Genomic DNA, 25,779 nt, shown 5'->3' with positions numbered 1-25,779 from the left:
GCTAGCCGCCAGCCGCGTTGAGTTTCTGGCGATATTGCTCGGCGTCCCAGTTGATCAGCTCGTCATTCTCGGAAGCGGTGAGATAGTTCAGCCGCGCTGCGATGTCTATGCGCGCCGTCACGTCGGCGAGGCAGCGTTGCATGGCGTCGGCGCCGGCACTTGCGTCGCCGCGCATCAGCACGCCTGCGCCGGGAAACAGGATCGCCGCAGGCGACGTGCCCAGTCGTGCAATGACATCGGCCACGGCCTCGCCTGGTTTCGCCACGACGGAGCCCTGGCCGAGGAAGATGACGTGGTCCGGATAGAGGCTGCCAGCCTGCGCCATGCGGCGGCTCTCAGGGTCGAGCGCAACCGCATGCGCTTCGACATCGGCCGGCAATCTGTAGCCGCTGTCGCCGGCAAGCGCCGCCAAGGCGGCGAGGTCGGGTGCGGCGGTCGCGCGCGCCGGCCGGGCCAGCAATGACCGGACGCGGCGCAGCAGAAGCTCCGCCCCGGCGACGGTTTCGGCGGCGACGACCAGCCCGTGATTGCCAAGGATCAGCACGTCGACACCAGGCCGCAGTTTTTCGGCAATGCCGCGTGCAAGCGGCAGGCCCGGCCGGAAATAGGGCACATAGGCCCATTCGATGCCATCGAGCCGCCTGGCGACCTCGGCCTCGCCATCGGTCTGCACGGCAAGCGAGATGGTGTCGACGCAATGGACATGCAGAACGACGCGTTGCGGCATCAGGGCGTGCACCGTGGTCTCGATCGACGGCCGCAGGCCGCGCGGGTTGAGCGCTGCAATGGTGAAACCCTGCGGCTGGTCGGCGGCGCGATCGCGCTGTTCGACGGCTTTCAGCAGCGGCGCCATCGCCACCGGCACCATGATGTCATCGACGAGCGCGTCCTTCAGCCAGGTGCCGGAGGCCTTGATCCACAGCGTGTCGCCGGCTTTCAGCGAGGTGTTGCCGCCTGCCGCCTGGGTCAGGTGCGGACTCCGCCCGATGCTGGCCGAGAGCGCCCGCAAGGCCGCCAGTTCCTGCGCGTCAGCTTGGGTCGCCATGGCGCTTTTCCTCCAACGGCTCGGCCGTGTCCTGCGCGAAATCCCGTTGCCGGGGTCGAATTGGCGCTGATATCGCAGATGCGAGTGATCTACGTCAATAGTGATCTACTATCATCAAAACCCGCTTGCAATCTGACTAATGTTGAGTAAGTTGCGCCAACTGTCATGGAAAATGGCATCCGGGAGGAAAGAATTGAGCGACTCCGGCCGCCAGCGTCAGATCGTCGAACTGCTGCGGGATCGTCCGTTCGCTTCGGTGCGCGAGCTGCAGGAACGGCTTGGCGTTTCAGCCGCGACGGTCAGGCGCGACATCGACAGGATCGACGAAGCTGGCGAAGCGCGGAAGGTCTATGGCGGCATCTCGGCGCTCGACGGCGCTTCCCAGGCCGGTATTGCCTACGCCAGGCCCTACGACGAGAACCGCGACCTCGCGGTCGAGGCCAAGCGGCAGATCGCCGCTCTCGCGGCGACCATGGTGCGCGACGGCGACGCCGTCATCGTGCATGGCGGCTCGACCTGCTTCCATCTCGGGGTCAAGCTCGCCGAGCGCAACATCCGCCTCTACACCAACTCGATGCCGCTGGCGGCCTATCTCAGCGACCACGGCCATTGCAGCCTGACGGTTGCGGGCGGCGATCTGCATCGCGAACCCGGCATCATCCATTCGCTCACCCAGGCCGTGCCCTTCTACGCCTCCAAATTCTTTCTCGGCGCGCAAGGCCTTGGCCAGGAAGGCGTGATGGAATCGCACCCGCTGCTGGTACGCTCGATCGTCGATCTCAGCCTCTGCGCCGACCAGATCGTGGTGCTGGCCGACAGCCGCAAACTGTCGATCCACGCGCGCAACGTCGCGCTGCCGCTTTCCCGCATCGGGACGCTGGTCACCGACGACGGCCTCTCCGACACCGATGCGCGCATGCTGGAAGATGCCGGCGTCATGGTGCGGATAGCCTCGGGAGCCATCCAGTGAAGGTGGCTGTCCTCGATTTCGGCAAGACCAATTCGAAGCTGTTCGTCTTCGGCCAGGACGGGCGTATTCTCGACGAGCGTCGGACACAGCCGAAATGGATACGCCAGGGCGGCTTCAGCGTGCTCGACGAGGCAGCGCTCCACGACTGGGCACTCAGTGCCGTCGCCGATGCGGCCGACAGTCATGGAGTGGAAGGGGTCATGGTGTCGGGCCATGGCTGCACCTTTGCGTTGGTCGACGAAGCGGCGCTGACGCATCCGATCCTCGACTACGAGCAAGAGCCGCCGGCCGAGATTGCCGCGCGGATCGATCGCCGCATTCCGGACTTTGCCGAGACCTTCTCGCCGCGGCTGCCGCTGGGCTTCAACTACGGCCGCCACATGCTGTGGCTGCAGGAGGTCGATCCCGACGCGTTCGCTGCGTCGAAATCGATCCTCGGCTATCCGCAATACTGGAGCTGGCGCCTTGGCGGGCGTGCGGTCTCGGAAGTATCCTATCTTGGCTGCCACTCGCATTTGTGGGCGCCGCGCCGCCAAGACTTTTCCTCGCTGGTCGACGCGCAGGGCTGGCGTGACCGGATGCCTGCCTTCGAGCGCGCCGGCGCTGTTATCGGCGAGCACCGCCTCGGCGCTGCGGCGCGACCGATCGCCATCCACAACGGCGTCCATGACTCGAATGCTGCGCTGCATGCCTATCGCCGGCAGGAGCTTGGCCCGGTCACCGTCGTTTCGACCGGCACCTGGGTCATCGTGCTCAATCCGGACTGCCCGCTGGACGCGCTCGACCGGGACCGCGACATGTTGGTCAATGTCGACGTCGACGGCGGTCCGGTGCCGACCATCCGTTTCATGGGCGGGCGCGAATTCGCAACCATCAGCGCCGGCTGGCAAGGCGAGATTGCCGGCCCGGTGGTGCAGCGGGTGATCGATGCCGGTATCATGGCGCTGCCGAGTTTCGCACCGGGCGGGCCGATGTCCGGCCATTCCGGCCGGCTGGCGGGGCGCACGCCCGACGCCGAGGAACGCGCGGCCACGGCGCTGCTCTACGTCGCACTGATGGTCGATCTGTCGCTCGACCTCATCCATTCGAACAACACCGTGATCGTCGATGGCGGGCTGAACACAGGCGGCCTGCTCGCCGGGCTGCTGGCGCAGTTGCGTCCCGGCCAGGCTTTCCTGCAGGGCGCCACGCTGGAGGGCAGCGCCACCGGTGCCGCGGCGCTCGTCTTTGAGAGCGTCCGGCGCGAATTCGCCGTCGAAGTTCCGGAGCCGGTGCGCGCGTCGCGTTTCACCGGGTTGGCAGGCTATCGCAGCAATTGGCGTGACGCCACCATGGACCGGGGCGTCGCTGGTGCGGCAGTGGGAGGCGCGCGATGAGTGCGATTGCCAGGGCCGAGACGGCGCGCCAGCCGGTGCTGGAGATGCGGCACATCTCCAAGACGTTCGGCGCGATCCGTGCCTTGCACGATGTCTCGCTCAGCGTCCATGCCGGCGAGCTGCACGCCTTGATGGGCGAGAACGGCGCCGGCAAGTCGACATTGATGAAGGTGCTTTCAGGCGCCTATCGGCCGGATGCCGGTGGCGAGATCCTGATCGACGGCATGCCGGCCGCGACCGGCGATCCGATCAAGGCGCGCGCCAGCGGCGTCGCGGTGATCTACCAGGAGCTGTCGCTGGCGCCCAACCTGACAGTGGCGCAGAACATTTTCCTCGGCAACGAGCCGCGACGCTTCGGCATCGTCGATCGCGACCAGTGCACCCGGCGCGCCAGAGAGATCATCGCGCGTCTGGGCGTCTCCTTTTCGGCCCGCGACATGGTCTCCAGCCTGTCGCTCGGCGAGCGCCAGCTGGTCGAGATCGCCCGCGCGCTGTCGACCAATGCGCGCATCATCGTCATGGACGAGCCGACCACGTCGCTGACCTCGCGCGAGACCGACCGGCTGTTCGAGGTCATCGCGACGCTGAAATCGCAAGGCATCGCCATCATCTACATCAGCCACCGCATGGAAGAGGTCTACCAGCTTGCCGACCGCGTCAGCGTGCTGCGCGACAGCGGTTATGTCGGCACGCTCGAGCGTGCCGACCTCAGCGCCTCGCGCCTCGTGTCGATGATGGTCGGCCGCGATCTGTCGGCTTTCTACAAGAAGGATCATCGGCCGCCGGACGAAAAGCGCGCGGTGGCGCTCTCGGTGCGCGGCATGTCCGACGGCCGTCTCCTGAAAAACTGTTCGTTCGACCTGCACAAGGGCGAGGTGCTGGCGCTGGCGGGTCTGGTCGGTTCCGGCCGTACCGAGCTCGCGCGGCTGATCTTCGGCGCCGACAGGCACATTTCAGGCACGCTGGAACTCGACGGCAAACCTGTAACCATCGGCTCGCCGCGCGAGGCGCTCGATGCTGGCATCGCCTATCTGACCGAGGACCGCAAGGAACTCGGCCTGTTCCTCGACATGTCGATTTCCGACAACATCAGCATGGGCGTGCTGGCGCGGGATTCGCGCGCTGGCGGCTTGCGCGACTTCGCGGCCGCTGAAAGGCGCGCTTCCAAAGCCGTTGCCGATCTCTCCATCCGCACCGGTTCGGTGCAGGCCAATGCCGGCTCGCTGTCGGGCGGCAACCAGCAGAAGGTGCTGCTCGCCCGCCTGCTCGAAACCGAGCCGAAGGTCGTCATCCTCGACGAGCCGACCCGTGGCGTCGATGTCGGAGCGAAATCGGAAATCTACCGGCTGATCGACAATCTCGCCAAGCAGGGCATCGCCATCCTGATGATCTCCAGCGAACTGCCCGAGGTGATCGGCGTCGCCGATCGCGTGCTGGTGATGCGCGACGGTACGATATCGGGCGAGGTGACGGCATCGCAAGGCGAACCGCTAAGCCAGGAGAAGATCATGGAACTTGCAACGGGAGCGGCTCAGCAATGACCGACAAGGCGACCGAGATCAGCGCAGGCGGCCAGGCCACCGGCACGAGCCGACGGTTGCGCACCGCTTTCGCTGCCCTTGGCATGCTGCCGGTGCTGGTCCTGCTGGCGGCCGGCTTCCAGTTCCTGAACCCGCGTTTCCTGACCGAGACCAACCTCTTGATCGTCACCCAGCAGTCGTCGATCAACATCGTGCTGGCGGCCGGTATGACCTTCGTCATCCTGACCGGCGGTATCGACCTGTCCGTCGGCGCCATCCTCGCCGCATCGGCGATGGTGGCGGTGATGGTGTCGCTGGTGCCGGACTGGGGTTTGCTCGGCGTGCCGGCGGCCATTCTGGTCGGGCTCGGCTTCGGCCTCATCAACGGGCTGCTCATCGCCTACATCAAGCTGCCGCCCTTCATCGTCACGCTGGGTTCGCTGACCGCGGTGCGCGGCGTCGCCCGCCTGCTCGGCCAGGACACCACGGTGTTCAACTCGGACCTGCCGTTCGATTTCATCGGCAACGGTTCGCTGTTCGGCATTCCGTGGCTGGTCATCATCGCGCTGTCGGTGGTCGTGCTGTCCTGGCTGGTGCTGAAGCGCACCGTGCTCGGCACCTGGATCTACGCCGTCGGCGGCAATGCCGAAGCGGCGCGGCTGACCGGCATCAAGGTGCCGCTGGTGCTGCTCTTCGTCTATGGCGTTTCCGGCCTGCTGGCCGGTCTTGGCGGTGCCATGTCGGCGGCCCGGCTCTACGCCGCCAACGGCCTGCAGCTGGGGCAGTCCTACGAGCTCGACGCCATTGCCGCGGTCATCCTCGGCGGCACCAGCTTCGTCGGCGGCGTCGGCTCGATCTGGGGCACGCTGATCGGCGGCCTGATCATTGCGGTGCTCTCCAACGGGCTCATCTTGGCCGGTGTCTCGGACATCTGGCAGTACATCATCAAGGGATTGGTCATCATCGTGGCGGTCGCCCTCGACCGTTACAGGCTCCAGGCAGGAGCAAGAACGTGATTGACCTTAGTCGCCGGCGTCAACGACCGGTTTCAAGTAACGCACCGTGAGAGGCGCGGGGTATCAGGAGGAAAGCAATGAAGACCATCGCCAAACTGCTCTGCGGCGTCGCACTCGCGTCGCTCGCCATCGCGCCTGCTTCGGCCAAGGACCTCAACAAGGTCGGTATCTCGGTCGGCCTGCTCGGCAATCCCTTCTTCGTCGCCACCATCAAGGGCATCGAGGACGCGGCCAAGAAGATCAACCCGAAGGTCGAGGTGACCTCGGTATCGGCCGACTATGACCTCAACAAGCAGGTCTCGCAGGTCGATTCGTTCATCGCCGCCGGTGTCGACGTGATCATGCTCAATGCCGTCGACGCCAAGGCGATCGCGCCGGCGGTGAAGAAGGCGCAAGCCGCGGGTATCGTCGTTGCCGCCTTCGACGTTTCGGCGCCGGGCGCCGACGTGACCGTGATGACCAACAACGTCAAGGCCGGCGAAGAGGCCTGCCAGTACCTGGTCGACCACACCGGCGGCAAGGGCGACTACGTCATCCTCAATGGGCCGGCATCGTCGTCGATCCTGGAGCGGGTGAAGGGCTGCAAGAACGTGCTGGCGCAGCATCCCGACATCAAGATCCTCTCCGACGACCAGAATGCCGAAGGCTCGCGCGACGGCGGCCTGAAGGTGTTCCAGTCGCTGCTCACCCGCTTCGACAAGATCGATGCGGTGTTTGCCATCAATGACCCGACGGCGATCGGCGCCCAGCTTGCGGCCAAGCAGCTCAACCGCTCGGAGTTCATCTTCACCGCCGTCGACGGCGCGCCCGATATCGAGAAGGAACTCTCCTCCGGCACCTCGATGATCAAGGCTTCGGCATCGCAGGATCCCTATGTGATGGCGGGCCAGTCGCTGACGATGGCGGCCGAACTGCTGGCCGGCAAGAAGCCGGCGGAGCCGACCGTTCTGCTCGACCCGAAGCTGATCACGGCCGAGAACCTGAAGGACTACAAGGGCTGGACCGCGGCCCGCTAAGAGCCTGTTTGGAAATTCTACTCTGGCGGCCATCTGATGGCGTTTTCTGCGCTTCCCCGTTCTACTGCGTCGGCGCGCAGTAGAACTGAGCTCACGGACCAAATGTCCGCTGCGCCACGGTTCTCGAAACCACCACCATATGACTCGCCAGAGCGAATTTCGAAACAGTCTCTAACCTTCACCAACAACGTGCGACCGGGATCACCCGGCCGCACGTCTTGTCCAGGCATCGGCCCGCCTCCGGGTCCGATGCGCAGAAGCCGGAGACGATGATGTCGCGTATTGGAATCCATTCTTTCGTCTGGTCGGCGAGCTCGGCTCAGGCCGATCTCGAGCGCACGCTGGCCAACACCAGGGAGGCCGGCTTCGACCTCATCGAATTCTCCTATCTCGACCCCGCCAATGTCGACATCGGCGGGCTCGCCAGGCGCATTGCCGATCTTGGCCTCGGCGTGGCGATCAGCATCGGATTGCCTGGTGATGGCGATATTTCGAGCGCAGACAAGGCGATTGCCGCGCGCGGCGTCGAAATCCTCAACGACACCATCGCGCTGACGCGCGATCTCGGCGGCCGGAAGGTCGCCGGCATTCTCTCGACCAGCCACGGATTGCAGGTCGAGGCGCCGACGCGCGATCAATGGCAGCGCAGTGCCGGCACGCTGGCCAAGGTTGCCGAGACAGCCAAGGCGGCCGGCGTCACGCTCAACCTCGAGATCGTCAACCGCTTCGAAAGCAATCTGCTCAACACCGCCGCGCAAGGACTGGCCTTCATCGAGGACAGCGGCTCGGACAACATCCTCCTGCATCTCGACACGTTCCACATGAACATCGAGGAGGCCGATGTCGGGCTGGCCATCCGTCAGGCCGCAGATAAGATCGGCTATGTCCATATCGGCGAAAGCCATCGCGGCTTCCTCGGCACCGGCAATATCGACTTCGCCGCGATCTTCGATGCGCTGACGGCTATCGGCTACAGCGACGACCTCAGCTTCGAATCCTTCTCTTCGGAAATCGTCGATGAGAACCTGTCGAAGAAGACCGCGATCTGGCGCAATCTCTGGACGGACAACATGGCGCTGGCCAAGCACGCGCGCGCCTTCATCGGGCTCGGGCTGGAGACGGCAAGGCGCAAGGCGGAACTCGTCTCGGCGCGCCACAAGCCCTGACCCGCCCGTCGAGAGCCGAAGGGTGCGAGCGTGTCGTGCGTCGCATGGCAGGGCTATGACTTCAGATTAACAAAAGGCCTCGTGGCAGCCAGTGTTGGCAGCTTTTGTGCCGGCAGCTTTTCGCGATAGGAATTTTTTCTTGACTCGGTGCCCTCAGCTAAGGTACATATTCGTTCATGGTGCTGATTTGCGCCAGTGACCCGCCCCACGGCGGGTTTTTCGTTTGATGCACCGTCAGCCAACGTGCCGGCGAAGGCTCCGAAGGAACCCGTTAACCCGAGTTCGTTGGCCTGCGCCGTATGGCGCCGGCATTGCTCGCGGCAGGTGCATCGGTTATCTGACAACGCCACGCAATCCACCAAACGGAGCCCAGCACATGACACGCGAGACAATCCTCAAATTCGGCACGGTCGAACACGCGGACGCCGGCGATCTGGCTGGCTGGATCGTCGTCGAGGGCAAGCCGACCATGCAAACCGCGGTCCAGCATACGACCGAGGACGGCAAGGTGTTGTCGGGCACCTGGCGCGCGACGCCCGGCACCTATCACGCCACTTACACCGACTACGAGTTCGTGCACATGATCGCCGGCCGCATCATCATCACGCCGGACGGCGGCACGCCGGTCGAGGTCGGCCCCGGCGATGCCTTCGTGGTGGAAGCGGATTTCAAGGGAACCTGGAAGATCATCGAGCCGGTGACGAAGCATTTTGTCGTCAGGATTGGCTGAAGCGGATCGTCTACGTCGAGCACGGAAAAACGGTGCGGTTGCTGTCACGGCGGGACCGGCAGGGCCGCGCATGTATCACTGCGCATTCTGGAGCGGCGCGGCACGCCTGAACCTGGCGTGTCCGTTGCTCTGTCGCAATAGCCAGGCCGCGCGCTATGCGGTTATCGTGGCGGGAGGATCGTGGCGGGAGGATCGTGGGCGATGCCGTGAGCAGCCGTCCTCATCCGCAAGCGGCATTTTCTATTCCCGCGAGGCGGTGTTCGACCGGCTGAAGAACATGCTTCGCATAACACCATCGCGCAACAGCACGAAATGCACCAGGGCAGCCAGGATGTGAACGCCGGCAAGTCCAAGCAATACCCAGACCAGCTTTGCATGGATGAGTGCGAACCCCCTTGCCGACAGCGCGCTGACGGACGGCGCCAGCGGAACAGGCAAGTTTCCGAAAAGCCGTGCGGGAGGCATGAAAGGCATTGGCCGGTAGCCCAGCCATCCCGTTATAAGGACGGCGAGAATCGTGATGTAGAGAAGCATGTGGAAGAATGAGGTCGCAAATCGTACGGGCCGTGAGGTTTGCCTGACAGGGGCCCGGGTGAAGAGGCGCCAGCAAAGTCTGAGGACGATGATGGCAAGGATCGTCACGCCGATCGACATGTGAAGCGGAAGCCAGTTCATCGTCGCCATGCCCGGCCCGTCCATCGGCCCAAAGGCAATGGCGATTTGCGCCGCGAGCGCGATCACGGTCAGCCAATGCAACAGACGAATGCCGAAATTCCAGCGCAGGCGAGGATTCTCCTTCACATCTGAAGCCCGACCGTTGTCAAATGCAAGATGGAGGGCGTGAGATTTCCATCCACTGCAGCGAACCAATTTTCGCAAGAAGTATGGCGGCTCACCAAGTCTTTGAAAAGCGTGGTGATCCCGACAGGAATCGAACCTGTGACCTACAGATTAGGAATTTTATCAATTCCGTTGTTTTTGTTGCGTAATTAGACGGCATGTTGCGTCTGTGTTGCGGAAACAGGGGTTAACAGCGCTGCCTCAGCCTCAGCAAGTGCGTCGTTGTCACTATGGTCTTTGAACAGGTGGCCATAGGTGTCCAGCGTCAGTCCGATGGTCGAATGGCCGAGGATGTCCTGCACTTCCTTTGGGGTCATGCCCCTGCCGCCGCGCGCTTTTGAGTTGATGCACCAGCTAGCGAACCAGTGGCGCAGCGCATGAAGGCCGGGGTACTTGGCTTTGATGATGACGATCTCGTAGCCATGATCGTCTAGCTGGGGTTTGCCCGCCGCATCGACCGGCCTCTCCTCCCGCACCACGCCAGCAGCAATCTGTGGCGCCCAAAGGCCCCGCTGCAGGATGTTGGAATGCGACTCGACATTGCCCTGTCCATTTGGAAAGACGAACTCAAGTGGCAACAGCTTGCCGGTGCCCTTTTCCTTCTTTCTCGGGCATTTTTCTTTCCACTCCGTGAGGGTGTTGAACACCATCGGGAACATGGGAATGGTCCGCTGACCAGCTTCCGACTTTGGCATGCCAATCTTGTTGTACTTGTCGGCCCGCTGGGTGATGCGAATGCGCCGCCCCTCGAGGTCAACGTCAGCCCAACGCAGCCCCCGCAATTCAGACGCCCGCATTCCAGTGAAGATGGCCGTGATGATCATGACGCGATAGTTGCTGGTCGACTTGGAAAGCTCCCCCAGAAACAACTGGATCTCCTCGCGCGTTGGAATGTGTTCGCCGACGATCAGCTTCGCCTTTCGGCGCTTGGCGCCATCGGTCTTGCCTTTGCGGTTGTTGCTCATATCCCGCACCGCGTTGCGCACGACGTAGCCGCGTTCCTGGGCTTCCGCGATGATGCTCCCCAAGCTTGTGCGGACGCCCTTGACCATGGGCGTGGAACGGCCCGCAGCTGTCAGGTCATCCATGAACTTGCGTACGGCTGGCACTGTGATTTTGGACAGCTTCAGCTTACCGATGAACGGGATGATATGCAGGTTCAGGTGCTGGCCGTACTGGTCAGCCGTGCCTCGCTCCAACTCATCGACCGCTCGTTTCACCCATAGCTTGCCCGCTTCCTCGACCGTGATGGTGTCGGAGTCTGCCACGTGGCTGTTGCCCCGCACCTCAACGTCGGTGGCGCTGGCATAGGCGTCAGCATCCTTCTTCCTGTCGAACGTCTTGGCGTGACGCTTGCCGTGCTGGTCTGTGTAGTCGACCAACCAAGCTTCCCTCTGGATGCCCTTAGCGGTGGTCCATTTACGCTTACGAACTGACATGACTGTGTCTCCTGTCTAGAGGCACTATGTTGCATAAAATCTGTTGGTCAGCAACGATGAGGGGCTCGTGCTTCCGTATCCAAGCGTGGCGCTGAGGGGTAATATAAGGAATCAGTTTGAGGAGATCCGTACGTGTCGAACGATTCCTTCGAGATGCCATTTCTTCGCCTCCCCCGTCTCCCAGAACTTAATCTGCCCAAGTTCGAAGAGGCGAACCCAGCCAAGTGGGCACACGAGCGCATTGTTAGGTCGATCATCGCCTTTGAAGAAGAGCTGGAAGCCGATCAGGAGATTGGCGCAAGATTAGTCAACTTTAGTGCGCGTGAACCAATTCACATTGACGATGTTGGGTATTGGGGGCCAGACTTTGTGATCTTTAATGGCAAGAATCTGGACGGCAATCCTGTTGAGTTGATCCAGCATATTTCCCAAGTGAATGTTCTACTGGTTGCCATCAAGGTGACGACGGACAAGCCAAATCGAATTGGCTTTGTGCTGGCCAAGAAGTTGGAAGGCGAGAAGGAAGAAGACGATGAGTAGCGGCCAAAGCCGCCGCCTGTCGCGCGACGAGCACGCGCGCCGCCCCAAGTGCACGGGTGGCGTTAACCAGCCCTGCAAAGGCCGCTTCCTCAGGCTGTGCAGGTGGGCTAGAAGTGACGTGCAGGGCGAGTTCAGCCCACGGGCCTCGGCAACCACCGTCCCAGCCGACCCCCGGAGCAACGCAAAGGACGTTCTCACAACATGAGGATGCTTTTATGCGGACTGAAAAATCCAGAGAAGATAATGCCCGCCGACGCCTTAGCAAGCATGGCTTCCGGCTTCGCAAGACACCCGCTCGTTCGTGGCTCCGCGCCTACTACGGTCCCGGCTATATGATCACCGAAAACAATACCGTGGTGAGGGGCTGCCATGGGCGCGAATATACGGACACTTTGGCCGATGTGGAAAGTTACGTAGCCGACCTTGACGTTCGCTGACAGCATAGCCACTTCATCATCAACTACGAAATAGCCGCACGGGTTGTGGGTTCCTTAGGTGGCTTACAGAGTGAACCCTCAAGACGATGGTCAAATGTGCGATGGCGGCTACTACAAGGGTCCTCGCACACGATAGCAACGGAGAATGCCGTGAGCATTTTCTTCGCGATCGAGGCCAGCCAGTCGGGCGGTAGCTCACGCTACCGACTTGAGTTGGGATGCTTCATGCATCCTAGGTGGGCTTCGGTTCTCCTACTCATGACCCGATTGTTCTGAACAGAAGGGCATCCTGGCAACGGGGTGCCCTTTTGCTATGGTACTTGGTCAAATGGTGGAAGAACTTGGGGACGAGTCGAAATCATGCCAGACGAAGAGCAGCGGATAACACACTGCCAACAGTGTCGTTTATCTATCCCCGAGGGCGCTCAAGTTTGCACTCACTGTCAATCCTATCAGGATTGGCGGCGCTGGTTTGCCGTTTCAAGCACAGTATTGGCGCTGCTTACGGCACTGATATCCGTGCTCAGTTTCGCCGTGCCGAGCTTCATCACCCTCCTCCATAAACCACATTCGGATATGTCTGCCCCCATGATCTCCCTGGAGGGAACCACTATCCGACTGCTGGTGGTCAACAATGGCGATGCTCCAGGGGTGTTTGTTCGCGCGGATACAGAAAGTGAGTATCTCGCCCCCGCAACGAAGATCCGATTGCGCGATGATCAGAAAGCAATCATTGCGCCCGGAAGCAATCTGCTGATGTTCGACGTGGTCCCGCTTCTCAGCGGAGAGCAATCTTATAGAAATTCACTTGAAATGCTTATGCTTGTTGAAGGGAATAAAGAGGTACCAAAAACGGACATTGTATTTGTATTCGGGGATTCCGACGGCGAACTGCGAGTCAGCCGGTTGTCGTTGGATGCTGACAAAATGTTCGAGTTGATGCGCGCGAACTCTGACCGATGCTCGGCGATCAAGGAGCCCGATTTCTACAATGGATGCGTCGGCCCCGGCGAGTTGGCCCCCGATACGGGCCCTGGTTCGACTACACCCTAGCAGCGCCATCAGTCGCAAACTGAAATCAGATGACAACTATCAGTCGCTCGTTTCACATAGGAATGATGTCCTATGTCTGCTTCGTCCATTAAGGACGTGTCAGACAGGAGTACATCAAATGTCCAAGAGAAAAGTTGAAGTCAAAGCCGGGACCCCCGTCGCCATTCGGCAGACCAAAAAATCCCAGGTATTGGAAATGCTGAATGGCGGTGCCGTCAGCGTCATGGAAATCGCCGACAAGCTGTCGATCAGCAAGCAGGCCGCATACTCGCTAATCGGCGATGTGAAGCGCGGGGGCGCAGCCATCAGTGGCGTCATGAAAGACGGGGCAATGCGCTACAGCGTCGTTCAGCCAAAGCGTGCAAAGGCCAAGACCCTCGCTTTTGGCAAGGGTCCTGTCGTCAGCGACGCGCCTTCAACCCCGACTGTAGCTGACTGAAGTGGCCACCAGCGGGGGCAGCGCGCCTTTCCAGATAAGCTGCCCCTTGTGTCGTGACGAACTGCTCGACGAGGGCATCGACAGTCAGTAGCCCACGCTCGGTCCGGGCATTGACGACAGGCCTCTTTTTGCGGTCGCTGGACTCCTCGACCTCGAAATCGTTTTCGTCCTTCAGCAACGCGATGACACCTTCGACCAAGCCGGATTTAACGCCAGCTTTCACAAGCGAATGACGAAGGGTTGTAGCGACTGCATAGTCGCGTGACGCAAGCTTTTCAGCTGCCACACGCGCGGGGCCTTCAACTTTGAGCGTCTCCAGCTTGGCAGTGAGGGACGCGATCTCAGCCTTTGCCTCCGTGACGTAGTTCGCAGCGCTGACAGCCAGGATGAAGTCATAGCCCTCGCAATCGTCATCGTCTTCGTCAACCGCCCGGTAAGCAACGCGATATTCCTCCGGCACCGACGCAAGGTCCGCCGTGGTGATCTTCTTGCGCAGGACAACGCCTTCACTTGTGGTGTGGCTGTTTCGCTTGCTCATGCTGATGCCTCCTGCTGTGCCGCCAGCACCGCTTCCCGCTTCGTGCGAGCAGCGATTGCGCCATTGGCGAAAGTAGTGTCGCCTGCTTGCTTGATGAGTGCGACGAAGGCCTTGCCACCGGTGTCTGACGCCACGCGCATCTTCTTCAAGCGCTCCAGACGGGCCATCTCTGCCGGGTGGTGCTTTTGCTGGAAGCGATGCCGAAGCGCGGCGATCTCGGCTGCCTTCATGCCTGACAACAGGGCTGGCGCGCGGAGTACCGAACCGATGATCGTCATATCGCCGGTCTCGAATGCTTCAGCGAAAGCTTCGCTGCGTTCGCCAGGTGTCATGGTCTTGATCGCATAAAGGATTTGCTTGTCGAACTTCTCCCCAATGTCGGCATCCGGCAGCGGAGCGAACGTCGCTTTTTCCAGCGAGGAAATTGTGGCATCCACCGTCGCTTGAGCAGCAAGGAGCCGCGCCGCGACGCGCTCGCCGGTCTTCTTCGCGGCGGCAGCGACTTGGATCACCGCTGCAGCAGGCGTCTGCGTTCCGTCTGCATAAACAGTGTTGACCAGGGCGACGAGCGCGTGGGCCTCCTCCCGCGCCACCTTCATCGCTGCTGATAGGCCGACATGCTCCAGGTCGGGTTCGGGCTGCTTGTCGTTGCCCTTCGGCCGCTCGGCAAAGTGGTCGATTGCCAATTCATTGATAGAGGGTGAGACGTGCAGTTTTTGTTCAAAATCAGCATTGGTGGCCATGTGTCTTCTCCTACAGTTTTCGGTTTTGGACGACGAATAGGGCGTAGCTGGCGCGAGCCACACCGGCCTCGATCTGGACAAAGCCGCCGCTCGACAACTGCCGTTGGCGTGGTGCGAGCATGATGCGCGCCACGTCGCTCTCTGCCTCGCGGCTCAGGAACGTGCCCTTGAAGCCGTCAATCGTCACCTGTTCGCCGGGCTGGAAGACAGGCGTCTCCACCGCGATCAGCATTTCGGCATCCTTCTGGAATCCGCTGTAGCTGCCATCGCCGTTTTTGCGGATCAGCTTCGCATCCTGACCGCCGCTGGGATTGCCGACAAACGCCAGCACGCACCATCGCAACCCTGATCCCGCCACGACGATATCGCCAACGTCGACTGATACGGTCATCAGACTTCTCCCGGCAGGGCTTGCCGCCAGTTCGCACGCGGGGGAACGTCGGACCCTGTCAACTTGTTGAAAGAGATGCGCCAGCGGGCGGACCATTCAACGCCGCCCGTCGCTCGAAGAAGCTTTGCAAACATGCCTTCGGGTTCGTCGCGGCATAGGAACGCCATTTTGCGATTGTCCTCGTGCAGCGTGTAGATGCCGTCCAGTTGGCTCGCGCTGTGATGCAGACGGTCGTCAGCAGGAAACAAGTGATAGAGAATCACCGTGCGTTGCCCGTCACGGACGGAGCGCACCACGAAGTAGTGCGGCCAGTCGGGGAGTCCCGCCACGTCTTTGGCGTCCAGCAAGAAGACGATGACCCAGATGTGTCCGTTTGCTCTTATGTAGTCGCCCGGACGTAGAAGCGTTGGCGCATGGCCTGTCATCGTCTTGTCCAATCGATCTCGTGGAAGGGGCGGTCACGGGCACCTGGCTCTGTGGCTGAAGGGCCGTATCCCCTGCCCACGCACTTCTCCATCAGCATCTTCATCTCTGTCGCATCCTTCTCCGACATGGCACTCAGCCCGTGCTGGTCTACCCTGTGGTTCAGTATCTTGAGACGGTGCTGCTCAGCGTCGCTCAGCTTGCTGATGTCGTAAGTCACCTTGCCATCACGCGGAGGATCAACGCGGCCAAGCCCCAGCGTCTCGAAGATGCGTCGCAAGCTGTTTGAGATACTCTGGTAAGCGAGCAGCGCTGGCAGGCTGGCAGTGCCTTCCTTCGCAAACTCAATCTCCCATTGCTCCATCACGATTGTCGCGTTGGCGGCGCTCTTGACCAAGATGTACTGGCTTTGGGTGACGTGCTCAGGCCCACCGAGGTCCGCAACGTGATTGGCGACTAGGTCATGCAACCGCCGCGCCCACTTGGAACGCCCGTCCATGCCGGCCAGCAGCGTCTTGCCATTCGTGACCCCGCTTCTGCCCTTAAGCTTTCTACGGACTGGATAGGAGGCGTCCATTGTGCATCCACTATGTATCTGTTGTGTAGTTTGCGGCTTGATGAAGTAGTTTGCAGCGTATGGTGGCCTGCAACATGCATGCAACATGAACTATTTTCGGGATTTGTTACAATCACTTAGCTGGTGAGGGACAGATACAAAATCTGTTGCTTAAAACTGGGATCGAGCCGAGCAGGTATCGAGCGGCGCGCGCACTAAAACGCGGGCCTTGGCTCTGAATTCGTGATCTGATGGCTTTTACGGGGGTGCGCAGCTAATTACTTGCTTTGCGTCTCGGCAATACCGCCGCCCTACAGCGCGGTTCCCTGCGGGGCAGGCACTACTCGGGCAGAGGGCGTTCCGCCGCTACAGCGCCCGCCTAGCCGGCAGGCCGCCAGCATTCCAGGGGACACCTAGGCGCTGCGCTACGCCGCTCCCATAATGCGCACACATGGGAAGTGTTTTCAGAAAACATTCCCGTACACGTTGGATGTGCAATCCACCTTGGAAAGTAGCAGGTAGCACCCTGTTCCTCGGAACTGCTACTCGGATGCTACCTGAACAGTCCAGCAATTACAGAGCACTAACTGCGACGTAGCCCCGTAGCCCCACTTTTCCCTTTAAAATAAAAAAAAAAAAATTACGCCCCGTGCGCGCATTACTGCTGCTACCCGGCTCAGAAGACCTCCGAGCCAAAGTGGTTCTCAGGGTCAGGCTCCTTGCTCGACACAGGCTCTCTTATCTTCCATATGCGCAGGTTCTTACCCTTCACGTGAAGCTGGCTATCCCGCGCCCCGCATTCGTCTCTCAACCACTTACAGATGAGGGTGGAGGGATGCTTGAACCCATGCCGGTCGAGATGCCGCAACAGGCCCTCCACTCGGAACCAGACCTCGCCGTCGCCCGTAATGAACGGTGAGAGACTATCCGCCAGCTGCTCCTTGGTCGTCGTGCGCGCCTGTCCAAGGAGATACACATCAAGCAGATTACGGAAGCGCCCGATATCAAGCATCTCTTCAGCCACTTCGATCACCTCGCAATCCTTGCCAAGGTCATCAAGATACCGCTCCCATCGCGGCGCGGGCACGCTCCTAGGCATGCGCTGGATGGTGGCGAACACCTTCGACCTGAATTTGAGCTGATTGGTCAATTCGTCGGTCGTAAGCATCATGCGCTTGCCGCCGATAGTGGCGAACCAAAGGACCGGATTTCCCTCGTGTTTGGCCAGATGCGAAATCTCAAGGTCACCACCACCTACACTGCCGCCACCAACGCCGTGCTTCTGTCCAAGACACTTCCGTCGCATGCAATGCGGTTGGATGGGTGCCTTCGTGCATCGATAATCATAGTCCTTCTTGTCGACGCTTTTCTGAACGGTGTTGACCTCGGCTAGTCCGATAGGCGGATCGCACATCGCGACGTTGTACGTTTGAAGCTTGTCCTGCCAATCGTCCGGGAAGCGCTTCTTCAGATAGACGGCGACATTGTACATGCCTTCATTTCGGCTCCCGTCAGGCAAGCCACCATGCCCCCTCAGATATTGAAGGCAGGGCGGCCCCTCGTCGAACATGTCGTCATCATTGGCTTGAGCAATACTGAGGGCATCAAGCTCCTCTTCTGTCACCGACATAGCGTCAGCGTGGTCGAGGAACTGGGCGAGGTCGATCGGCTCACCGTCCTTGACGCAGTATCGCGTCGTCCGAAGCGCATATTGGTAGGGCATGTTCAGCCAGTTGCCGATGTCCTTCTGTGCACCATCGCCACCGTCATAGCGTACGGTTTGCTTTGGGAAGATCTCGCACCCGCCATATCCAAGTGCCGCCGCCCATGCTGACAGGGCATCGACAACTATGGAGGCTTGAACTGGCTCCTTCAAAAACAGATAGCAGTGTGCGCCGCCGGACTTTGAGCGGCAGATAACGAGCGGCAGTCCAAGCTCCTTGCACTTCGCCTCAAGTGCCTTGTGGTCGATTCCGAACACGTCGATGTCGATGCAGCCAAATAGAAGCGTGTTGTCTGAGCGCAGCGGGATAATCCCAAGTCCTGCACCCTCGCCTTTGACGTGAGCTTCCCAGAGGGAAAGCGTTGGCGGCGTGCTGTACGTGACGGCCTTGCCCTCGTTCTTGCCTTTCTCACTGACGCGCTTGATGTCGTATTTGCCGTGTGCGAATTCGTAACCCTCAAAGCGTTTTGAGAGGGCAATGATGTGGTCTTCGGTGATCTGGCCCATAAGCCGCAACTCCTTGTTTTATCAAGTTTTTGCGGGTAATGTGGGAGTTGGTCCGGGGGTCGACTACCGCAGTACATCCCCGGCTCCTTCTGTGTGCCATATCTACCGCCGGTCCTTCTCAAGAGGGATCGGCGGTTTCTTTTTCGACAGCGTTCTCCATCAGGTTCCGAACCCAGAACTCATGGTTGATGGGAGCGCGCATTGGCGGCAGCACGCCTATCGCATCTGCCACCGCATAGCGGAAAGTGGATTGGTCTTTAAGCTCCGACGTGGTCAACGACACCGTCTTGTCGCCGACCTTGAACGACCAGCGCTGTTCTTGTGCCGCAACAACTGAGCGACGTAGAAATCGTTCTCGTTTGGTAGCGAGACGGTGCCGCTCCGCAGCCCCTCCCGTATCCGCTCACGACGCTTGTTGAGGAAAATGAAGTAGGCGCGCAGGCTGGTCACGTTTTATGCCTCAGTCAGCATGGCTTAATCCACCGAGTCTGCCTTTTCGCTGAAAGTTGATCCCTGCGTCGCTTGGCGGCTAGCTTCGCTTGATACTCGGTCCTCGGTTCGAGGCGAGTGTTGCGGGGAGGCTTGCCCAAGGGGTTGAAGTGCGCGGACAGCTTGGCTCGCGATGCATCCGTGTGACGCATTCCTGATGTCCCCGAGCCACCGTTCGTTCGGTTGACGAGCGTCCCCGTTCCAAGGTCAGCGCGCCCGTACAGGGAGATGCGGTCCATTTCAAAGCGCAGGGATTCGATCTCGTCTAGTCCGACCGCAACGATGCGCACTTCAACCGACAGCCCTTTGGCCTTTGGCTCTTGCTGGACAGCGCCGTGCGCAGCAGTGCGGCACCCAGCGGAGACGCCCATGTCGCGAGAGCGGCGTAGCGGCCCCTTGCCGACGTAAAAGCAGACATTGGTGTCGGGCCGCCAATGCTCATATACGCAGGTGGCTTCCATCACGCCGCTTCCGTCAGCCCGAAGGCCTCACACAGCTTGGTGCGCGCAATGACCCAGCGCCCGCAGACTTGCTTCGCGCCAGGAATATGGTCGTTCTGAAGCATGTGCAGCGTAATGCCAGGCTTCCGGCCAATTGCTCGGGCAATGTTGTCAGCACCCCAGATGAGGCCCAATTCATTCGCAGTAGTGTTTTCGTCCATCGGATAGCTCCGGCTTGCGCCGACGAGCATCATGATTCCGATATGGGGACTGAGACAGGGCGGCGCGGTTGTACGCGTCAGGCGCTTTCGGCGCGGGCCTGAGCCATCAAGGCTGGGCCGATATGATTCTGTCCCCGTGTCCGGACCTGTCTAGAAAGGGCATGTTTGCACGCCCGCAAGCGTTCCACAATGGCCCGCAAAGCAGCACAACGTGGATATCGCCATGTTGCGATCATGTTGCGGGCGTGCGCTTGCGCTGCCTTGTAACCCCTTGTGTTTGCTTGTTCCGTGTTGCGGATGGATGCAACATGAAATGGTCAGATTTGAAGCTTGTTCAATCTCCGCAAAGCCTTGCGCTGTATGGGTTTGCGAGTGGTGATCCCGACAAGAATCGAACTTGTGACCTACAGATTAGGAATCTGCCGCTCTATCCTACTGAGCTACGGGACCACGCGGCCAGACACATAGCCGCTTCGGATCGTTTCGCCAAGAGGCCGGCCGAAGGCAATTCGGCCGGCTTTGCGCTGCCGCCGTCAGGCGGCCAGCGCGGTTTCCGCCAGTTTCACCCAGTAGCTCATGCCGTGCGGGATTACCTCGTCGTTGAAGTCGTAGGCAGGGTGGTGGAGGCCGGCGGTGTCGCCATTGCCGATGAAGATGAAGGCGCCGGGGCGGGCTTCGAGCATGTAGGAGAAATCCTCGCCGCCCATCACCGGCTGAATGCCACGGTGGACATGGGCGTCGCCGGCGACACTCATCGCGATATCGCCGGCAAACACCGTCTCTTCCGCGTGGTTGAAGGTCACGGGGTAATTCGCCTGGTAGTCGACCTCGACCCTGGCGCCGAACGCGGTCGCCAGCCCGTCGCAAATGCTGCGGATGCGCTCTTCGGACTTTTTGGCGATTTCCTTGCGCAAGGTGCGCACGGTGCCGGCGATTTCGGCCGTTTCCGGGATGATGTTGTAGGCGTCACCGGCGTGGAATTTGGTCACTGACACCACCACGGCCTCGACCGGATCGGTGCTGCGCGAGGCGATCGTCTGCAAGGCGCCGACCAGCTGGCTGGTGATGACGATCGGGTCGATCGTGCCGTGCGGCATCGCCGCGTGGCCGCCCTTGCCGCGCACAGTGATGGTGAACTCGGCGGTCGCTGCCATGATCGGGCCCGGGCGAATGGCGAACTGCCCGACAGGCAGGCCCGGCATGTTGTGCATGCCGAACACCCTGGAGATGTCGAAACGCTCCATCATGCCGTCCTTGACCATCTCGTTGCCGCCACCGCCGCCCTCTTCGGCCGGCTGGAAGATCACCGCCACCGAGCCGGTGAAGTTGCGCGTCTCGGCTAGGTATTTCGCCGCGCCCAGCAGCATCGCCGTGTGGCCGTCATGGCCACAGGCGTGCATCTTGCCGGGGATGGTCGAGGCGTAGGGCTTGCCTGATATCTCGTTGAGCGGCAGCGCGTCCATGTCGGCGCGCAGGCCGATGGTCGGGCCTTCGCCCTGGCGGCCGCGGATGATGCCAACGACGCCGGTCTTGCCGAGGCCGGTGACCACATCGTCACAGCCGAAAGCCTTCAGCTTCTCGGTGACGAAGGCGGCGGTCTTGAAGACGTCGAAGTTCAGTTCTGGCGTCTGGTGCAGATGCTGGCGCCAGCCGGCAACTTCGTCCTGCATTTCGGCGGCACGGTTCAGGATTGGCATGATGGTTCCATCTCGCTGTTGGGACGGCGGGTGTTGGCCGCTGCCTTGCAATTGTGATCGCCAGGCACTTTGCCATCTTGGCGTCACATAGAGTAAATAGCACCGCAACAATGGGTCCGGTTTTTGAGGGTCGGACCATATGCTGGCGATCGCGTAACGAAATCTTACGGAGCCAGGGGCGACTACGGCAAGAGGCGATTTCGGATTTGATCATGCGGTACAGGCATTTCCTCAAACTATTCTCGGTTGGCACAATCGCGCTATCGGTCGTGGCCGGGCCGGCGCTGGCCAATCCGGTGGTCGTGTTCGACTTGAACAGCGGCAAGATCCTGCAACATCAGGATGCGTTCAAGCGCTGGTATCCGGCATCGCTGAGCAAGCTGATGACCGCTTATGTCACCTTTCGGGCGATCGCCGCCGGCGAGGTGCAGCTTGATTCGCCGATCAAGGTGACCAAACACTCCGCCGCCGAGCCGCCAAGCAAGATGGGTTTCAAGCCGGGCTCGGTGATGCGGCTCGACAATGCGCTGAAGATGATGCTGGTCAAATCGGCCAACGACATCGCCATGGCCGTGGGCGAAAATGTCGGCGGTTCGCAGGCGGCCTTTGCCGACCGGATGAACGCCGAGGCGACCCGTCTCGGCATGAACGGCACGCATTTCGTCAATCCGAACGGGCTCTATTCGCCGGATCAGTACACGACGGCGCGCGACCTCGCCGTGCTGGTGATGGCGATCCGCCGCGAATTTCCGCAATATGTACCGTGGTTCTCGATCGAGGGTCTTGCCGTCGGCAAGAAGGCGATCCCGAACTACAATCTCTTGATCGGCCGTTATCCCGGCGCCGATGGCATGAAGACCGGCTTTGTCTGCCCCTCGGGCTTCAACATGATCGGTTCGGCGACGCGCAATGGGCGCACGCTGGTCGCGGTTGTGCTTGGCGAGAAGTCGGCCGTCACCCGCGCCGAGACGGCGGCAAAACTGCTCGATCAGGGGTTCGACACGCCTGCCGCCGGCTCGGCCACCGTCACCACGCTGGCGCCTTATGGCGACACGGTCTCGCCCAACGACATGCAGGACGAGGTCTGCAGGAAGAAGAAGACGCCGCAGGAGCAGTCAGAAGCGCCGCCGGTTGCCGCCAAGAACGTGCCGAAATCACCTTACCAGGAAAAGCTCGACCATGTGCCGACGCTGGTTGCCGTCGGCCTCGGCGGCGCCACCGGTCCGGCGCCGAAGGCCATCCTCGACCAGGGCCGCCAGGAATATGCCGATGTGCCGATCCCGAGCTGGCGGCCCGACAGGCCGGCACCGGCCGGCACCGGCCCGAAGATTGCCGGCTCCGCCGCACAGGGCGACCAGCCGGCCAAGGTTGCGAACTAGCCGATGGGCAGCGGCTTCCCGATCCCCGTCTCGGTGCTGACCGGTTTCCTCGGCGCCGGCAAGACGACGCTGCTCAACCGGCTGCTCAAGGATCCGGCACTGGTCGACACGGCGGTGATCATCAACGAGTTCGGCGAGGTGGCGATCGACCATCTGCTGGTCGAGCAGTCTTCCGACGGCATCATCCAGCTTTCGGACGGCTGCCTGTGCTGCACGGTGCGCGGTGAACTGGTCGATACGCTGGCCGACCTGGTCGACCGGCTGCAGACCGGCCGCATCGCCCGGCTTGCCCGCGTCATCGTCGAGACCACCGGCCTTGCCGACCCTGCGCCGGTGCTGCAGTCGATCATGGCCCATCCGGCGCTGATCCAGGCCTTCCGGCTCGACGGCGTCATCACACTGGTCGATGCCGTCAACGGCAATGCCACGCTCGATGCCCATGTCGAGGCGGTGAAGCAGGTTGCCGTCGCCGACCGCATCGTGTTCAGCAAAGCCGATCTGATCACTGATTCCAATGAGCTGGAAATGCTGCGGGCGAGCCTGCGGCTGATCAATCCAGGTGCCGAACTGCTCGATGCCGGGGACACGGAGACAGGCGTGGCGGCGCTGTTCGACTGCGGCCTCTACAACCCGGAAACCAAATCCGCCGATGTGCGGCGCTGGCTGGGCGAGGAAGCGGCGCACGATCATGACCACCACCGTCATGATGGGCATGATCATGCGCATGGCCATGACCACGGTCATCGCCACGATTCGCGGGTGCGTTCCTATTCGCTGGTGCATGACGGCCCGGTGCCGTTTTCGGCGATCGAGATGTTCCTCGACCTGCTGCGCTCGACGCATGGCGAGCATCTGCTGCGCATGAAGGGCGTCATCGAGCTCAGGGAGGACCCGTCGCGGCCGCTGGTGATCCATGGCGTGCAGAAAATCCTGCATCCGCCGGTGCAATTGCCGTCCTGGCCCGATGGCCAGCGCGGCACCCGGCTGGTGCTGATCACGCTCGATATGCCGGAAGATTATATCCGCAGGCTGTTCGCCGCCTTCACCAACCGGCCGGCGATCGACACGCCCGACCGCGCGGCGCTGGAAAACAACCCGCTGGCGATTGCCGGGCGGTAGGCGTCTCGATTCGGAATGACGACGCGCTGCCCCCCTTCCTCTCCCCCGTCGATCGGGGGAGAGGTGTCGAGCGTAGCTCGACGGAGTGGGGGTCGACCTTCGCCGCCCGCCTGAGTTTTCTTGTTCGCCAGGTTGCGCCTGCCTTGCGGCGGCTGCGCGTTTGGCGAATGCCTTCCGCCACTCCGTCGCCGCTTCGCGGCGCCACCTCTCCCCCCTCCGGAGGGAGAGGAAGGAGCCAAGACCGGCCAGGCAAGGGGGTAGCGCCAAGCAGAACGAACGACAACCGCGGAATTCAGACGATCTCGCCGCGCTCGACCAGGAAGCGATGGCCGCCGGAGACCGCCGCCGTTTCAATCAACTGGTGGCCGCTGTCGGAACAGAATGCCGGAATGTCGATGACGGCGAGCGGGTCGGTGGTCTCCAACCAGAGCCGGCTGCCCGGTTGCATCCCGGCCAGGCGCTTCTTGGCCTTGAGCACGGGCAAGGGGCAGTTCAGCCCCTTGAGGTCATAAATAGCGGCGCGATCAGTCACGGGCGATATCAACCGCCGAACATGCCGAGCAGCTTGTTCTTCAGCTTCGTCACCCGGCTTTCGTCGGCACTCGCCGCTTGCGTTTCAGCCATCGGTGCCGCTTCCGAAGGGGCCGCGATGGTCGCGGTGGCGACAGGGGCTTCCTTGGCGGCCTTCTCGGCCTCCTTTTCAGCCAGAGCCTGGGCCTTGGCGGCTTCCTTGGCTTGCTTGGCCGCCTCTATGGCAGCCAGCCTCTGCTGCTCGGCCTTCTGCTTGGCAGCTTTTTCGGCGTCGAGAGCGGCCATCTTGCGGCCAGCGGGCGAATCGATACGGCCCATGCGCGCCGTCTCGGTCACCGAGCCATCGTTGTTGAGCGACGGCGGGTCGATCGGCACGCGCTCGCCGCGCGCGCGGCGCTTGGACCAGTCGGAGACGATGCTGGCTTCCTTGATACCGGCGATGGTCGGCTTGGGCGCCGGCACGCTGGCCTTGACCGCGCCGCTGAACGCAGCGTCGTAGGTGCTCATATAGGAATTGTAGGCGCTCTTCAGCGAATCAGGCTGCGTCGTCGCCGGGCAGGCGCCTGTCGGATCGAATGTCTGACCGTCGGCGGCAACCTGGTTGAAGACATAACGCTTCTCGCAGACATCGACCTTCGGCGGCACCTTGGTGATCTCGAAATTGTCGTAGCCGACCTTCAGCATCTTCCAGAAGTCGTAATTCGGGTCGTTGCGGTAGCGCGCCATGTTGGCGGCGGTCATGCGGAACGGAAACGCCTGGATCTGGAATTCGGTCTGGCCGCCCTGGAAAGCATCGCGGCCGAACGCATAGATCTGCTCGATCTGCGCATCGGTCATCGAATAGCAGCCCGACGACGAACAGGCGCCGTGCACCATCAAATTGGAGCCGGTGCGGCCATTGGCGCGGTCATAGGCGTTGGGATAGCCGATATTGAAGGACAGATGATAGTTCGAGCGCGGATTCATCTGCGCCGGGCGCACCGTGTAGAAGCCTTCCGGAGCCTGGCGATCGCCTTCGGTGTATTTCGGCCCGAGCTTGCCGGACCATTTGCAGATGTCGTAGCTCGCGACCATGTCATAGCGGCCGTTGGTCTTGGCCTTCCAGATCTCGAGCTTGCCTTCTTCCTTGAAGATGCGGGCCATCACCGACGAGGTGCGGACCATGCCCTTGGCCCTCATGTCGGCGAGGATCTTGTCGGGCAGCGGCTTGTTCGCCTCCGGGGCAAAATCCTTCATCGACGAATTGTTGCACCCGGCAACGCCGAGGGCAGCTATCAGGATTCCGGTGCGGGCAAGCTTGACAAACATGGCTGCGGATATCGTCTTTTCTCTGGCGTCCGGACGTTTCCTGCCCGGCTGCTACACTGCGCATCGACGACCCTAAGCCCGTTAACCCTAATAAATTCCTTACCGCAAGTGCCGACGCATCCCCCTG

Annotated in this window: 27 protein-coding genes and 1 tRNA gene; 12 read left to right on the top strand and 16 right to left on the bottom strand. The window is 61.4% G+C overall.

Features of this window, described 5'->3' with window-relative positions; translation table 11 throughout:
* Window position 1: 1 nt before the first annotated feature.
* The gene (locus EOA16_RS28100) at window positions 2–1,045 is read right to left on the bottom strand and encodes a class II aldolase/adducin family protein (protein ID WP_127261049.1); all 1,044 of its coding nucleotides are present in this window, start codon (window positions 1,043–1,045) and stop codon (window positions 2–4) included.
* A 193-nt stretch (window positions 1,046–1,238) separates the two neighbouring features.
* Here EOA16_RS28100 and EOA16_RS28095 point away from each other — a divergent pair, with 193 nt between their 5' ends.
* The 7 genes from EOA16_RS28095 (at window position 1,239) to EOA16_RS28060 (ending at window position 8,839) form a co-directional block, all read left to right on the top strand.
* On the top strand, window positions 1,239–2,015 hold the full coding sequence (locus EOA16_RS28095) for a DeoR/GlpR family DNA-binding transcription regulator (protein WP_127261048.1): 777 nt from the start codon (window positions 1,239–1,241) through the stop codon (window positions 2,013–2,015).
* Complete coding sequence (locus tag EOA16_RS28090; protein ID WP_127261047.1) at window positions 2,012–3,391, top strand: FGGY-family carbohydrate kinase; 1,380 nt, start codon at window positions 2,012–2,014, stop codon at window positions 3,389–3,391. Before EOA16_RS28095 ends, EOA16_RS28090 begins: the two co-directional genes overlap by 4 nt.
* Window positions 3,388–4,932: a sugar ABC transporter ATP-binding protein gene (locus EOA16_RS28085; RefSeq protein ID WP_127261046.1), complete on the top strand. Its 1,545-nt coding sequence runs from the start codon at window positions 3,388–3,390 to the stop codon at window positions 4,930–4,932. The genes EOA16_RS28090 and EOA16_RS28085 overlap by 4 nt, the downstream gene beginning before the upstream one ends.
* On the top strand, window positions 4,929–5,927 hold the full coding sequence (locus EOA16_RS28080; RefSeq protein WP_127261045.1) for a ribose ABC transporter permease: 999 nt from the start codon (window positions 4,929–4,931) through the stop codon (window positions 5,925–5,927). The genes EOA16_RS28085 and EOA16_RS28080 overlap by 4 nt, the downstream gene beginning before the upstream one ends.
* Window positions 5,928–6,004: 77 nt before the next feature.
* Window positions 6,005–6,943, top strand: a complete 939-nt coding sequence (locus EOA16_RS28075) for an ABC transporter substrate-binding protein (protein ID WP_027038073.1) — start codon at window positions 6,005–6,007, stop codon at window positions 6,941–6,943.
* Between the two features lie 272 nt (window positions 6,944–7,215).
* Window positions 7,216–8,109, top strand: a complete 894-nt coding sequence (locus tag EOA16_RS28065) for a sugar phosphate isomerase/epimerase (RefSeq protein ID WP_127261044.1) — start codon at window positions 7,216–7,218, stop codon at window positions 8,107–8,109.
* Window positions 8,110–8,485: 376 nt separating this feature from the next.
* Complete coding sequence (locus EOA16_RS28060; RefSeq protein WP_127261043.1) at window positions 8,486–8,839, top strand: cupin domain-containing protein; 354 nt, start codon at window positions 8,486–8,488, stop codon at window positions 8,837–8,839.
* Between the two features lie 240 nt (window positions 8,840–9,079).
* On the opposite strand, the gene EOA16_RS28055 is transcribed toward EOA16_RS28060, so the two are convergent.
* Together EOA16_RS28055 and EOA16_RS28050 are read right to left on the bottom strand one after the other, a co-directional pair.
* Complete coding sequence (locus tag EOA16_RS28055; RefSeq protein WP_245456043.1) at window positions 9,080–9,718, bottom strand: cytochrome b; 639 nt, start codon at window positions 9,716–9,718, stop codon at window positions 9,080–9,082.
* 110 nt (window positions 9,719–9,828) lie between these two features.
* The gene (locus EOA16_RS28050; RefSeq protein WP_127261042.1) at window positions 9,829–11,118 is read right to left on the bottom strand and encodes a tyrosine-type recombinase/integrase; all 1,290 of its coding nucleotides are present in this window, start codon (window positions 11,116–11,118) and stop codon (window positions 9,829–9,831) included.
* Window positions 11,119–11,250: 132 nt separating this feature from the next.
* On the opposite strand from EOA16_RS28050, the gene EOA16_RS28045 reads away from it, so the two are divergent.
* The 3 genes from EOA16_RS28045 (at window position 11,251) to EOA16_RS28030 (ending at window position 13,587) form a co-directional block, all read left to right on the top strand.
* Entirely contained in the window at window positions 11,251–11,658 is a 408-nt protein-coding gene (locus EOA16_RS28045) for a DUF6173 family protein (RefSeq protein ID WP_127261041.1), read from the top strand.
* 797 nt (window positions 11,659–12,455) lie between these two features.
* Window positions 12,456–13,148, top strand: a complete 693-nt coding sequence (locus EOA16_RS28035) for a hypothetical protein (protein WP_127261039.1) — start codon at window positions 12,456–12,458, stop codon at window positions 13,146–13,148.
* Window positions 13,149–13,266: 118 nt separating this feature from the next.
* The gene (locus EOA16_RS28030; RefSeq protein WP_127261038.1) at window positions 13,267–13,587 is read left to right on the top strand and encodes an HTH domain-containing protein; all 321 of its coding nucleotides are present in this window, start codon (window positions 13,267–13,269) and stop codon (window positions 13,585–13,587) included.
* Here the strand turns inward: EOA16_RS28030 and EOA16_RS28025 are convergent.
* The 11 genes from EOA16_RS28025 to EOA16_RS27980 all read right to left on the bottom strand — a co-directional run bounded on the left by EOA16_RS28025 (window position 13,550) and on the right by EOA16_RS27980 (window position 21,315).
* Window positions 13,550–14,125 carry a hypothetical protein gene (locus EOA16_RS28025; protein WP_127261037.1) on the bottom strand — a complete coding sequence of 192 codons (576 nt, stop codon included), beginning with the start codon at window positions 14,123–14,125 and terminating at the stop codon, window positions 13,550–13,552. The two genes, EOA16_RS28030 and EOA16_RS28025, sit on opposite strands and share 38 nt — an antisense overlap.
* A complete protein-coding gene (locus EOA16_RS28020; RefSeq protein ID WP_127261036.1) occupies window positions 14,122–14,868 on the bottom strand; it encodes a hypothetical protein in 747 nt (248 codons plus the stop codon). Before EOA16_RS28020 ends, EOA16_RS28025 begins: the two co-directional genes overlap by 4 nt.
* A gap of 10 nt (window positions 14,869–14,878) precedes the next feature.
* The gene (locus tag EOA16_RS28015) at window positions 14,879–15,259 is read right to left on the bottom strand and encodes a hypothetical protein (RefSeq protein ID WP_127261035.1); all 381 of its coding nucleotides are present in this window, start codon (window positions 15,257–15,259) and stop codon (window positions 14,879–14,881) included.
* Window positions 15,259–15,696, bottom strand: coding sequence for a hypothetical protein (locus tag EOA16_RS28010; protein WP_127261034.1), 438 nt, complete (start codon window positions 15,694–15,696; stop codon window positions 15,259–15,261). Before EOA16_RS28010 ends, EOA16_RS28015 begins: the two co-directional genes overlap by 1 nt.
* Window positions 15,681–16,259, bottom strand: coding sequence for a hypothetical protein (locus tag EOA16_RS28005; RefSeq protein WP_127261033.1), 579 nt, complete (start codon window positions 16,257–16,259; stop codon window positions 15,681–15,683). Before EOA16_RS28005 ends, EOA16_RS28010 begins: the two co-directional genes overlap by 16 nt.
* A gap of 655 nt (window positions 16,260–16,914) precedes the next feature.
* Window positions 16,915–18,468: a hypothetical protein gene (locus EOA16_RS28000; RefSeq protein WP_127261032.1), complete on the bottom strand. Its 1,554-nt coding sequence runs from the start codon at window positions 18,466–18,468 to the stop codon at window positions 16,915–16,917.
* Window positions 18,469–18,586: 118 nt separating this feature from the next.
* Window positions 18,587–18,745, bottom strand: a complete 159-nt coding sequence (locus tag EOA16_RS32775; RefSeq protein ID WP_164754416.1) for a hypothetical protein — start codon at window positions 18,743–18,745, stop codon at window positions 18,587–18,589.
* A gap of 187 nt (window positions 18,746–18,932) precedes the next feature.
* Window positions 18,933–19,421 carry a hypothetical protein gene (locus EOA16_RS27995; RefSeq protein WP_127261031.1) on the bottom strand — a complete coding sequence of 163 codons (489 nt, stop codon included), beginning with the start codon at window positions 19,419–19,421 and terminating at the stop codon, window positions 18,933–18,935.
* On the bottom strand, window positions 19,418–19,618 hold the full coding sequence (locus EOA16_RS27990; protein WP_127261030.1) for a DNA-binding protein: 201 nt from the start codon (window positions 19,616–19,618) through the stop codon (window positions 19,418–19,420). The genes EOA16_RS27995 and EOA16_RS27990 overlap by 4 nt, the downstream gene beginning before the upstream one ends.
* A 373-nt stretch (window positions 19,619–19,991) precedes the next feature.
* Window positions 19,992–20,068 (bottom strand) — tRNA-Arg (locus EOA16_RS27985).
* An 83-nt stretch (window positions 20,069–20,151) separates the two neighbouring features.
* A complete protein-coding gene (locus EOA16_RS27980) occupies window positions 20,152–21,315 on the bottom strand; it encodes a M20 aminoacylase family protein (protein ID WP_127261029.1) in 1,164 nt (387 codons plus the stop codon).
* Window positions 21,316–21,527: 212 nt separating this feature from the next.
* Here EOA16_RS27980 and EOA16_RS27975 point away from each other — a divergent pair, with 212 nt between their 5' ends.
* A complete protein-coding gene (locus EOA16_RS27975; protein WP_127261028.1) occupies window positions 21,528–22,694 on the top strand; it encodes a D-alanyl-D-alanine carboxypeptidase family protein in 1,167 nt (388 codons plus the stop codon).
* Window positions 22,695–22,697: 3 nt separating this feature from the next.
* Window positions 22,698–23,813: a GTP-binding protein gene (locus tag EOA16_RS27970; RefSeq protein WP_127261027.1), complete on the top strand. Its 1,116-nt coding sequence runs from the start codon at window positions 22,698–22,700 to the stop codon at window positions 23,811–23,813.
* Window positions 23,814–24,105: 292 nt separating this feature from the next.
* On the opposite strand, the gene EOA16_RS27960 is transcribed toward EOA16_RS27970, so the two are convergent.
* Together EOA16_RS27960 and EOA16_RS27955 are read right to left on the bottom strand one after the other, a co-directional pair.
* On the bottom strand, window positions 24,106–24,345 hold the full coding sequence (locus tag EOA16_RS27960) for a sulfurtransferase TusA family protein (RefSeq protein ID WP_164754415.1): 240 nt from the start codon (window positions 24,343–24,345) through the stop codon (window positions 24,106–24,108).
* 8 nt (window positions 24,346–24,353) lie between these two features.
* Window positions 24,354–25,652, bottom strand: coding sequence for a murein L,D-transpeptidase family protein (locus EOA16_RS27955; protein ID WP_127261025.1), 1,299 nt, complete (start codon window positions 25,650–25,652; stop codon window positions 24,354–24,356).
* Window positions 25,653–25,779 lie beyond the last annotated feature (127 nt).

Origin of the sequence: Mesorhizobium sp. M7A.F.Ca.US.008.03.1.1 (genome assembly GCF_003997495.1) — a bacterium.
Classification (GTDB): Bacteria; Pseudomonadota; Alphaproteobacteria; order Rhizobiales; family Rhizobiaceae; genus Mesorhizobium.
Note: the sequence above shows the minus strand (reverse complement) of the source record. Positions and strands in the feature narration are given on the sequence as shown.